We start from the raw sequence: 9,949 nt of genomic DNA on the forward strand, positions 1-9,949 counted from the left end.
AGATCCCGGCCCTGTGCGGGGGCCGGTCGGATGTTGTTAACGGAGCTCGAAAAGCTGCTCTCTCGAGATTTCCTCAATGCGGGACACGCCGCACATCTTCATGGTATCCCGCAGCTCGCCGCCGAGCTTCTCCGTAAGGAGCTGCACGCCCTCCGCCGCGCCGCCGTAAACCGCCGTGACATAGGGCCGGGCCACGATGACGGCATCCGCTCCGAGGGCCAGCGCCTTGAACACATCCACGCCGTCCCGGATCCCGCCGTCGACAAGGATCATCATATCCTTTCCGACCGCGTCCGCAATGGCCGGCAGAACCTCCGCCGTCGCGGGGCACTGATCCAGAACTCTCCCGCCGTGGTTCGAGACGACAATCACCGAAGCGCCCGCTTCTTTCGCCTTGTGCGCGCCGCGCACCGTCATGATGCCCTTGATGATGAACGGCTTTCCGGCTTCGCGGATAATCTCAGCCATCTCCCCGACCGTCTTGCTGCCCGCCGGCGGATTCCGGTCCGCAAGAAACGGCAGTCCCGCGGCGTCGATATCCATCGCGACCGCAAAGGAGGACGAATCTCTGACGAGAGCGAACTTTTCCCGGAGCGTCTCCTCATCCCATGGCTTCACGGTGGGAATCCCGTTTCCTCCGCAGTAAGCGATCGCGCGGCAGGCCGCCCGCATGACCTCCGGATTGGTTCCGTCCCCCGTGAACGCCGCGATACCGGCATCCGCACAGGCCGAAACCAGAATTTCATTGTAGCGCATATCGTCCAGCATATCCCCGTAATGGAGATTCACCGCGCCGACCGGCCCCGCAAAGATCGGATATTTCATCGCATGACCGAAAAAGCGGAACGAGGTGTCCGGCGCCGCGTTCACGTTCAGCGTGTCCATGTTGATGCGGAGCTTTTTCCACGCCTCAAAATTTCGTATCGCCGTGTCGCCGCAGCCCTTGGCTCCCGGCCCCGGCATCTGACTGCCGCAGGCGCGCCCGTTGCACACCAGGCAGGCCTTGCAGTAGGGACCGCTCCGGGTCCGCGCATTTTCAAGCATCTCGTTGTAGTTCATGAATCGCCCTCCCGCCTGCAGCTCTGCGCAGACGCTCCTGTGTAATAAATGCCGCGGCGTTCCTTTTAGAACACCACGGCATTATTTTAACATATCCCGAACGTATCAGTCCTGCGACATCTGCATCCCCGGTTGAAACAAGCGGTTATCAACGGCAAAATACCATCATGTGCGATGGAACACCTATGCAAATCATACTGTTGCTCCGCTGCTATAAAGCAGCGCTCCCTCTCGTCATCGGCCCTCTCCCGCCTGCGCTCCCGCGGCGGACGCCGCCGGAACCGGCCCCCTCTCCGCCGCGTTCCCGGATATTTTAAGAAACGCCGAAAGGTCGATCTCCGGCATCAGCTCGTCGTGGATGATCTTCAGCATCGCGTCGAGATTCTCGATCTCCGCAGGCGTAAAGCGCTTCCTGCAGCGCTCCGCCAGCGTCGACATGTACTCCGCGTTGATTCTTGCAAAGCGGAAATATTTCTCCGTGGGAAGCAGATGAAATTCCCGCTTGTCCACGTCCGACTGCACTCTCTCCAGATATCCTTTGCGGAGAAGCGAATTGACGCGGGCGGCCGCGTTCGGCCCGGAAATTCCCATCATGGCCGCAAACTCTGATACCGTAGGGCTCCCCAGCGCATGGATGCACTCGATGCTGTATGCCTCCACCGTCGTAAGGGTCGCCTCCCGCGTCTCAAAGCGCGCAAAAACAGAGCGATAAAAATAGATTCTGAGACTGCTGTACAGCTCGTTCAGCGTTTCCGCCAGCATGTATATTCTCCTCCGGTCCGGCCGTCTTCGCGGCGGCTCTGAATTTGTATTATACCATGAAGACGGGGTCCCGGGGACGTCACGCATTGTTTTCCGCGCTTTCCTCCGCACTTTCTTCCGCGATGGCAAAGAGGAGCTCGGCCCGGACCGCCGTTTTTCCGTTTACACGGGCCTCTGCCTGCCCGCGGCCGACACGTCCCCGCAGCTCCGTCAGCTCGCAGCGAAGCGCCACCACATCCCCCGGCGTGACCTGCGCCCGGAAGCGGGCGCTGCGGATTCCTCCGAACAGGGCGATTTTTCCGCGGTTCTCCGGCATCGAGAGGAGAGCCGCCGCGCCGATTTGCGCCAGCGCCTCGATGAGCAGAACTCCCGGCATGATCGGCTGCCCCGGAAAATGTCCCTGACACCACGGCTCATTCACAGAGACGCACTTGATCCCCTCGGCCCACTGCCCCGGCTCGTGATCCGTAATCCGGTCCACCAGCACGAACGGGTAGCGGTGCGGCAGAATCCCTGCAAGCTGCGCTGCCGTGAGCGGGCGGGGTCTGCGGCGGGCCTCCTCCCCGGCCGTCTGTCCGGTCTCCTGCGCCGGCCTTGTCGCTTCTTCCATTTCCATTCTCCTCCTCAGCCACCGTTCTTTCCGGCCGCCATTCTACCCGGCTTCTATTTTTTCTTTTTCCAGATACCATTCTTCCCGGCTGCCGCGATTATGCCAGCCCGGCCCTCCGGAAAATCAGACAGGCATTGTGTCCGCCGAAGCCCAGACTGTTCGACAACGCGCCGCGCAGCTCCGCCGACCGCCCTGTGACCGGCACATAGTCAAGATCGCAGGCAGGATCCCTTTTTTCCCAGCCCGCCGTCGGCGGAATAAACTGCTCCTCCAGCGCTTTCACACAGAATACCGCCTCCACGCCGCCGGCCGCACCGAGCAGATGCCCTGTCATGGATTTGGTCGAGGAGACCGCGATGCGCTCCGCCCGCTCTCCGAACACTGCACGGATTGCCGCGGTTTCGCCCGCATCGTTCAGCCTCGTCGAGGTTCCGTGCGCGTTGATATAGCTGATATCCTCCATCGTGACGCCGAGTGCCGCCGCATCCTCCAAAGCAAGCGCCATGCAGCGCACACCGCCCTCGCCCTCCGGCGCCGGCGCAGTGATGTGATAGGCGTCGCCGTTTGCGCCATACCCCGCAAGCTCTGCCAGAATCACAGCGCCCCGGCGGAGCGCATGCTCCTTTTCCTCCAGAACAAGAATTCCCGCGCCCTCGCCCATGACAAAGCCGTCCCTTTCCAGATCAAAGGGGATCGAGGCCCGGTCCGGGTCCGCCGAACGGCTGAGCGCTTTCATGGCGGCAAAGCCGCCGAGCCCGAGGGGCGTGACCGCCGCCTCCGTACCGCCCGCCACAACGATGTCCTCGTATCCGTCGCGGATCCGCATATACGCGTCGCCGATGGCATTGCTTCCGCCCGCGCAGGCCGTCACCGGGCAGCTGCATATGCCTTTCAGCCCGTACCGGATCGCTACGCAGGCCGCCGCCATGTTGGAGATCGCCATCGGGATAAAGTGGGGGCTGACTCTGCCGATTCCCTTTCCCCGCAGGCGGTCATGCTCCTCCTCGATGACGGAGAGCCCGCCGATACCGCTCGAAATGATGACGCCGGCGCGAACGTCCGCCTGCTCCGGCGAGACGCTCTCCGCAAGGCCGCTCATCGCCATCGCCTCTCCCGCCGCGCAGACAGCAAGCTGCACGAAGCGCGCCATGTGCTTTGCCTCGCGCTTTGAAATCCACTGCCCCGGGTCAAAGTTTTTCACCTCCGCCGCGAGCTTCACCTCAAGCTCCGACACGTCAAAGCGAGTGACCTGGCCGATCCCGTGCCGGCCCTCCCGGATGTTTTTCCAGCTCTCCGCCACGGAATTGCCCGTCGGATTCACTGTGCCGATCCCTGTGACGACAACCTCCCGTCTCTGCATCTCGCCTCCTTTACATTCCCTGTCCGCCATCCACGCCGAGCACCTGTCCCGTAATGTAGCCCGCCGCATCCGAGGCAAGAAAGAGAACCGCTCCGGCCACATCCTCCGGGCTGCCGATCCGGTTCTGCGGAATCCCCTGCAGTATCCTCTCCCGCACGGCCTCCGTCAGCGCGCCCGTCATGTCCGTCTCGATAAAGCCCGGCGCGACGCAGTTGGCCGTGATCCCCCGGCCCGTAAGCTCCCTCGCTATGCTCTTTGTCATTCCGATGAGGCCCGCCTTGCTGGCCGCGTATACGCTCTGCCCCGCATTGCCGTGCACGCCCACCACGCTCGAAATATTCACGATGCGCCCGAAGCGCTGCTTCATCATCGGCCGGACGGCCGCCCGGCAGCAGAGAAAAGCCCCCTTGAGATTTGTTGCGAGGACATCGTCAAAATCCTTTTCCTTTGCGGAAAACAGGAGCCCGTCCCGCGTGATTCCGGCATTATTCACGAGTATATCCACTCTGCCGAACACCGTGAGAGCCGCGTCGATGAGCGTCCTCGCTCCCGCATCCTCCGAGACATCCGCGCGGATTGCAAGGACCTGACTGTCCGTGCCGCTCTCCCGCGCCGCCCTCTCGCACAGCGCCGCCGTCTCCTGCGCGGCAGCCTCATTTCCGGCATAGCCGAAGACGACATGCACGCCCTGCCCCGCAAATGCGGCGCAGACCGCCCGCCCGATTCCCCGGCTTCCGCCGGTCACCACCGCTGCTCTCATATCTTTCCTCCCCTGTCGCATTTTTGGGCAGCTTCTTTTGGCAGCTTCTCGAGGAGAATTTCGCGCAGGCGAGCTCTCCTCTCTGCGATCAAACCCGATTCCCGAGTGCCTCTTTGAGGCTTCCCGGATAACGTTCCACATCCTCCGCCGTCTCAATGCTCCACGTCGTGTAATCCCTGACCCCGAGCTCCTTCGCCGTCTTCCGGACAAATCCGGTCAGCGCCTTTCCCGGTCCGATCTCAACAAATTCCGTGACGCCGAGCGCAAAGAGCCTGCGCAGAATCGCCTCCATCCGGACCACCGACTGAAGCTGACGCACAAGAAGCTCCCGGATGCTCCGCCCCTCCCGGTTCTCGTCCCCAAGACAGTTGAAAAGCACCGGGATCTGCATGGAACCCAGTTCCATATTCCCGAGATATTCATCCAGCTTTTCTCCCGCGGGCGCCATGAGGCTTGTGTGAAACGGGCCGCTCACCGCAAGCGGGATGCAGCGTGCCGCGCCTGCCTCGCGCGCATAGAGCGCCGCCTTTTCAACCGCTGCCTTTTCCCCGCCGATCACAAGCTGTCCGGGACAGTTGTGATTGGCAATGGATACGATTCCCAGAGAGGAGGCCTCCTCGCAGCATTTCCCGAGGATTCCCTCCTCGAGTCCCAGCACGGCGATCATCGCACCGGGTATGCCCTCCGCGGCCTGCGCCATGGCCCAGCCCCGGAACGCCGTCACCTCAACCGCCTCCCGCGCCGTGAACACTCCCGCCGCCTCGAGCGCGGCATACTCGCCGAGAGAGAGGCCGCAGACGTAGTCGGGGCGGAGTCCGCGCTCCCGCAGAATATGCGTAATGCCGACATTGACCGCGGTCATGCAGGGCTGTGTATACTGCGTCTGCGAGAGCTCCCCGTCCGGGTCCTCAAAGCACATCCTCTGCAAATCAAAGTCCAGCGCGCCGGGCCTCTGCTCGTCACCGCAGACCTCATCGAAAATCTCCCCGAAGCAGGCAAAGCGCTCATACAGATCCTTTCCCATGCCCCGGTGCTGCGTCCCCTGTCCCGCGTATAAATAGGCTGTGACCATCGCCTCATTCCTCCCTGCCGTACTCTCTGCTGTTCTCCTCGCTGACGCCTGTCAGCTCTGCTTTCCCCCGGCCCGCTCTCTGTCTGTCTCGATGCCGTCTCCGCACAGCTCCCGCAGAATCTCGGCGACGGGACGGATGCGCGTCACCTGACCGCATACCTGCCCCGCCATAAGGCTCCCCTCTCTGACATCGCCGTCAAACACCGCGCGGCGAAGCGCCCCGAGCGTGAAGCGTTCGAGCTCCTCCCGGTCTGCGCCCTCTTTTTCCGCCTTTACATAAGCGCGGCTCATTCGGTTTTTCAGGACGCGGACCGGCGTCCCGCCGATGCGGCCGGTCACCACGGTATCCGAACCCTTTGCCGCGAGGATCGCCGCCTTGTAGTTCTCATGAATCGGACACTCTGTGCTCGCGAGCAGACAGGTTCCTATCTGAACCCCGCAGGCTCCCAGCGCAAATGCTGCCCGAAGTTGTCTCTCATCCGCGATGCCGCCCGCCGCAACGACCGGCAGCGTCACCGCATCGCAGACCTGCGGCACGAGGGTCATCGTCGTCATTTCGCCGACATGTCCCCCGCTCTCGCAGCCCTCGGCGATGATGGCGTCCGCTCCCAGCTCCTCAAGATGCTTTGCGAGAATCGGCGCCGCCACCACCGGCATGACAAAAATTCCGGCCCGCTTGAACGCTTCCATATACTGTCCCGGATTCCCCGCTCCCGTCGTCACCACGGGCACGCGCTCCTCGCAGACAATGCGGACAAACGCTGCCGCCTCCGGGTGCATCAGCATGATGTTCACGCCGAACGGACGGTCCGTGATCTCCCGGCAGCGCGCGATCTCGCGCCGCAGCATCGCCTCATCCATTCCCCCGGTTCCGATCAGCCCCAGCGCGCCCGCATTCGAACAGGCCGCCGCGAAGCTCCCCGTCGCGATATTGGCCATTCCTCCCTGAATCACGGGATAGCGGATATGCAGAATTTCATTCAGACGCAGCGTACGGTTTTGCATAATTTCCTTTCCATTTCAAAAACAACATCAGAGACGGCATGCTCCGGATTTTCCGGCTTCGTTCCACTGCACGGATTATTCCCCGCCCGGCCCTGTTTTTCGGAGTGTTTTACACGCCGGCGCCGGGCTCCGCGCCGCCCCAGCTCATCACGGCGCCGCCCCATGTCAGACCGCCGCCGAAGCCCACGAGGAGAATCCGCTGCCCGTTTCGCAGCAGTCCTTTCCCCGCCATCTCGCTCAACGCGATCGGGATCGACGCCGCACTGGTGTTGCCGAGATGATCCATATTTTTGTAGAAACGCCGCGGATCGGCTCCCAGCTTTTTCACACAGTGATCGATGATCCTCTCGTTGGCCTGATGGCAGACGACCCAGTCGACCGCATCGAGTGTAAGGCCGGCGCGTTTCAGCGCGCCGTCAAGCGCTTTCGGAAGTGCGGAAACCGCAAAGCGGAATACCGTCCTCCCGTCCATTCTGATAAAGCCGCTGCGGTCCACGCAGTGGATCGACAGATCACCTCTCGCTCCCAGCACTGCGCCGTAGGGCTCCTCCGTAAGGCCGACCACTGCCGCTCCCGCGCCGTCCCCGAACAGCACGCAGGTTGAGCGGTCCGATACGTCGAGGAGCTTGGAGAGCTGCTCCGCCCCGATCACCAGCGCAAAGCATTTCTCCGGGACTCCGGCGTCCCCGGCTGCGGCGGCCTCATTTCCGGCGGCCCAATCTCCTGCAGTCCTGTCGCCGTCAGTCCCGGTTCCTGCCGCCGCATCAAAGCCGCAGCCATTCTGTATCAGCCCCCGCGCCGCCTCCAGCGCGTAGAGAAAGCCGGAGCAGGCCGCATTGATATCAAACACCGGGATATCCTCCGGCAGCCCCAGCTCTTTCTGAATGAGGCAGGAGATCCCCGGCGTCGCATAATCTCCGGTGATGGTCGCGCAGACCACGCAGCCGATCCGTGACTGATCAAAGCCGGGCACGGCCGAAGCCCGCCCGAGCGCCTGCCGGGCGGCCGCGAGCGCCATCGTCAGCGTGGATTCTCCGTCGCCGCAGATTCTCCTGCTGCGGATGCCTGTTCTCTCCGTGATCCACGCATCCGTGGTGTCCACCGGACAGCCCAGTGCCCCCGCTGCCAGCTCGTCATTTGTGATGGCCCGTTCCGGGAGCCCGCTCCCGACCGCCAGAAGCTTCCAGCCTCTCATATATCCGTTCCTGTTCTCCCCGCCGTGCCGATCCGGCGGAACTTTTCTTTCCGATCCGCCCGCAGCTCCTCCGGTGTCATGCCGCAAAGCTCGGTCAGATGCTTTTCCAGCGCCATGTCAAGACTCGCGTAAAGCCTGCCCGGATCCGTCTGCGCACCGCCCAGCGGTTCGGGCACGATCTCGTCCGCAATGCCGGCCGCCTGCAGGTCCTGCGCCGTGAGCTTCATCAGGGCGGACGCCTCCTTGCTGCGCGCCGGCTCTTTCCAGAGAATACTGGCAAAGCCCTCGGGGCTCAGTACCGAATACACTGCATATTCCAGCATCAGAATCCGGTTGGCCACGCCGATCGCGAGCGCTCCGCCCGAATTTCCCTCCCCGGTCACCACACAGATCACCGGAACATGAAAGCGGGACATGGCGGCGAGATTCCTCGCAATCGCCTCTCCCTGCCCGTGCTCCTCCGCGTCGATGCCGGGATAGGCGCCCGGCGTATCCACAAAGGTGATGATCGGGCGGGAAAATTTCTCCGCCTGCTCCATGAGGCGCAGCGCTTTCCGATAGCCCTCCGGCTTCGGCATGCCGAAATTACACCTTAAGTTTTCCTCCGCCGTGTGCCCCTTGCGGTGTCCGACCACCGTCACCGGAAGCCCGCGAAAGCGCGCGATGCCGCCGAGGATGCCCGGATCGTCGCCGTACAGGTGATCCCCCTTTTGCTCAAAGAAATTACGAAACAGTGCGGCGAGAATGTCCTCCATATGCGGCCGGTCGATCCGGCGGGCAAGAAACACCCGCTCCTCCGGCGTCGGCCGCGCGCAGGGGCGCAGGGCCCGCGCTTTTTCGATGCGAAGAAGCTCCAGCTCCTCCTCCGCCGCACCGGCATCCCGCCGTTCCCGGAGCCTCGCCTCGATGGCCCCGGCTTTCGTCAGCGCCTCCCGGATCATGCGTCTGTCCTCCCCTTTCCAGCCGCTCCGGCGTGGAGCCGCAGCAGCTGATACAGCACCTGCTTCATCTCCCGCCGCTCGACGATGCGGTCCACAAAGCCGTGCTTCTCAAGATACTCCGCCCGCTGAAAATCTTTCGGGAGCCTCTGTCCTATCGTCTGTTCGATGACGCGGGGCCCCGCAAAGCCGATGAGCGCCCCCGGCTCCGCCAGCGTGATATCGCCGAGGCTCGCGAAGCTCGCCGTCACGCCGCCCGTCGTGGGATGCGTCAGAAAGCTGATATAAAAACCGCCCCGCTCTGAAAATTCCTCGATCGCCGCGCTGGTCTTGGCCATCTGCATGAGGCTGAAAATCCCCTCCTGCATTCTGGCTCCTCCGCTCGCCGAAAAGATGATGAGCGGCAGCCTCTCCCGGCCGGCCCGTTCGACTGCCTGCGTGATTCGCTCTCCCACCGCGCTGCTCATGCTGCCCATGAGAAAGCGGCTGTCGAGTACGGCGGCCACCGCGCGGATCCCTCCGATGGTTCCGACCGCGGTGATCGCCGACTCCGTGAGTCCCGTTTTTTTCTGCGCCTCGTTCAGCCTGTCGGAATAATCGGGAAAAAGAATCGGGTCCGAGGGCAGAATCTCCTGTCCGAACTCCTGCATGCTTCCCTGATCGAAGACCATGGCGAAGCGGGCCTGCCCGGTGAGCGGCCGGTACCTGCCGCAGTAGGGACACACGTTCCGGTTCTCCCTCCACTTCTCCGGGGACGCGCGCCGCCCGCAGCTCTTGCAGCTCACATAGCCGGAAGAGGCGGCCCGTCTCATCTTTTCCACAAATTTCTGCACGTTCTTCATGCCGCTCCGGCACTCTCCAGATAAGACAGAACCTCGCTGACCGTGTGGAGCTCCGCCAGCTTTTCATCCGGAATCTTGATGCCGGCGGCCTCCTCGAGGGCCATGTGCAGCTCCACCAGATCCAGTGAATCCGCCTCCAGATCGTCCGTAAGACTTGCCTCGGGCGTGACCTTGTCCTCATCACAGCCCAGCGTGTCGACCACAAGCGCCTTCAGCTTTTCAAAATCCATGTCGTTCTCTCCTCGTCTTTTCCCTGATGATGTCCGCCGTCTGCGGCGGGATATTTGAATCAATCAAATTTAGATAAAATATTATTATCTAAATCTTTTTGAATTATTTACGACAG

11 protein-coding genes are annotated in these 9,949 nt (G+C 62.6%); all 11 read right to left on the bottom strand.

The window, feature by feature from the left end; all coding sequences use genetic code 11:
- Window positions 1-36: 36 nt before the first annotated feature.
- Window positions 37-1,059: an alpha-hydroxy-acid oxidizing protein gene (locus tag E0E20_RS06965; RefSeq protein ID WP_130837488.1), complete on the bottom strand. Its 1,023-nt coding sequence runs from the start codon at window positions 1,057-1,059 to the stop codon at window positions 37-39.
- 234 nt (window positions 1,060-1,293) lie between these two features.
- Window positions 1,294-1,821, bottom strand: a complete 528-nt coding sequence (locus E0E20_RS06970) for a MarR family winged helix-turn-helix transcriptional regulator (RefSeq protein WP_130837489.1) — start codon at window positions 1,819-1,821, stop codon at window positions 1,294-1,296.
- A gap of 79 nt (window positions 1,822-1,900) precedes the next feature.
- A complete protein-coding gene (gene fabZ / locus E0E20_RS06975; RefSeq protein WP_130837490.1) occupies window positions 1,901-2,431 on the bottom strand; it encodes a 3-hydroxyacyl-ACP dehydratase FabZ in 531 nt (176 codons plus the stop codon).
- A gap of 97 nt (window positions 2,432-2,528) precedes the next feature.
- Window positions 2,529-3,791: a beta-ketoacyl-ACP synthase II gene (gene fabF, locus E0E20_RS06980; RefSeq protein ID WP_130837491.1), complete on the bottom strand. Its 1,263-nt coding sequence runs from the start codon at window positions 3,789-3,791 to the stop codon at window positions 2,529-2,531.
- A gap of 10 nt (window positions 3,792-3,801) precedes the next feature.
- On the bottom strand, window positions 3,802-4,551 hold the full coding sequence (fabG, locus tag E0E20_RS06985; RefSeq protein ID WP_242622700.1) for a 3-oxoacyl-[acyl-carrier-protein] reductase: 750 nt from the start codon (window positions 4,549-4,551) through the stop codon (window positions 3,802-3,804).
- Between the two features lie 88 nt (window positions 4,552-4,639).
- Complete coding sequence (fabD, locus tag E0E20_RS06990; protein ID WP_130837493.1) at window positions 4,640-5,623, bottom strand: ACP S-malonyltransferase; 984 nt, start codon at window positions 5,621-5,623, stop codon at window positions 4,640-4,642.
- 51 nt (window positions 5,624-5,674) lie between these two features.
- Window positions 5,675-6,628 (bottom strand): nitronate monooxygenase, encoded by a 954-nt coding sequence (locus tag E0E20_RS06995; protein ID WP_207302842.1) that lies wholly within the window; start codon window positions 6,626-6,628, stop codon window positions 5,675-5,677.
- Window positions 6,629-6,737: 109 nt separating this feature from the next.
- On the bottom strand, window positions 6,738-7,823 hold the full coding sequence (locus E0E20_RS07000) for a 3-oxoacyl-[acyl-carrier-protein] synthase III C-terminal domain-containing protein (protein WP_130837494.1): 1,086 nt from the start codon (window positions 7,821-7,823) through the stop codon (window positions 6,738-6,740).
- On the bottom strand, window positions 7,820-8,764 hold the full coding sequence (locus E0E20_RS07005; protein WP_130837495.1) for an acetyl-CoA carboxylase carboxyltransferase subunit alpha: 945 nt from the start codon (window positions 8,762-8,764) through the stop codon (window positions 7,820-7,822). Before E0E20_RS07005 ends, E0E20_RS07000 begins: the two co-directional genes overlap by 4 nt.
- Complete coding sequence (gene accD / locus E0E20_RS07010) at window positions 8,761-9,603, bottom strand: acetyl-CoA carboxylase, carboxyltransferase subunit beta (RefSeq protein ID WP_130837496.1); 843 nt, start codon at window positions 9,601-9,603, stop codon at window positions 8,761-8,763. The genes E0E20_RS07005 and accD overlap by 4 nt, the downstream gene beginning before the upstream one ends.
- Entirely contained in the window at window positions 9,600-9,833 is a 234-nt protein-coding gene (acpP, locus tag E0E20_RS07015; RefSeq protein ID WP_130837497.1) for an acyl carrier protein, read from the bottom strand. The genes accD and acpP overlap by 4 nt, the downstream gene beginning before the upstream one ends.
- Window positions 9,834-9,949: the final 116 nt, after the last annotated feature.

The organism is Lachnoclostridium sp. Marseille-P6806, assembly GCF_900625025.1.
Taxonomy (GTDB): Bacteria; Bacillota; Clostridia; order Lachnospirales; family Lachnospiraceae; genus CAG-791.